The organism is Rhodoferax sp. GW822-FHT02D07 (genome assembly GCF_058802405.1).
Map to the genome: position 1 here is coordinate 123,589 of NZ_JBXAOD010000003.1, position 1,253 is coordinate 124,841.

Here is a 1,253-nt window from a genome sequence, read left to right on the forward strand (position 1 = left end):
AGGGCGCCGAGTCCTTCAGCGTGCAGATCAGCGCGCCCACCAACGCCACCATCGGCGACAACACCCAGGTCGCCACCATCGTCGACGATGGCCGCACCCTGCCTGGCGGGCCCGCCAACGATGACCGTCCCTCCTTGTCCATCGGCTCCGATGTGGTCATTGATGAGGCTGCGGGTACGGTGACTTTCACGGTCACCAAGACCGGCTCCACCACCCTGCCCGTCACCGTGGATTTCGCCACGGCCAATGGCACTGCCACCGCTGGCTCGGACTACACCGCCGCGGCCGGCACCCTGACCTTTGCCGCTGGCGAGACGACCAAGACGATCACGGTCTCCATTACCAATGACACCGCCTACGAGATCAGCGAGAACTTCTCCGTCTCCATCTCCAACCCCTCCAATGCCACCCTGGGCACCACCACGGCCACCGGCACCATCGTCGATGATGGCCGTACCCTGCCTGGCGGTGGTACCGCCAACGATGACCGCCCCGGCTTCTCCATCAACGATGTGACCATCGATGAGGCCGCCGGCACCGTGACCTTCACCGTGACCCGCGCCGGCGACCTCTCCCAGGCCGCCGCCGTCAACTACGCCGGCTCCGATGGCACTGCCACCTCTGCCGATTACGCCGTCACCCCCGGCACCCTGTCCTTTGCCGCCGGTGTGGCCACCCAGACCATCACCGTCAACATCACCAATGACTCGGTCTTTGAAGGTCCCGAGACTTTCAACATCAATCTCTCCAACCCCGTGGGCGCCGTCATCGTCGACGGCACCGGCGTGGGCACCATCGTCGACGATGGCCGCACCCTCCCAGGCGGCGGTACCGCCAACGATGACCGTCCGGTCTTCAACATGGGCTCGGACTTCATCGTCGATGAGGCCGCAGGCACCATTACCTTCACAGTCACCAAGACGGGCTCTACCAACCTGAGCTCTTCCGTGTCCTTCTCCACCGTGGATGGCACTGCCACCGCTGGCTCGGACTACACCGCCACCTCCGGCACCCTGACCTTTGCCGCGGGCGAGACCTCCAAGACCATCACGGTGCCCATCACCAATGACTCGGTCTTTGAGGGCGCCGAGTCCTTCAGCGTGCAGATCAGCGCGCCCACCAACGCCACCATCGGCGACAACACCCAGGTCGCCACCATTAACGATGATGACGCCCCTCCGGTCAACACGGTGCCAGGCGCTCAGACCACCAACGAGGACACGCCCAAGGCGATCACCGGCGTGAGCGTGGCC

The 1,253-nt window shown here is 65.0% G+C and carries 1 protein-coding gene; it reads left to right on the forward strand.

Translation table 11 applies throughout. From position 1 onward, the window contains the following. On the forward strand, positions 1 to 1,253 hold a 1,253-nt coding region (locus tag AC1RNN_RS08800; protein WP_493137380.1), incomplete at both ends, for a Calx-beta domain-containing protein.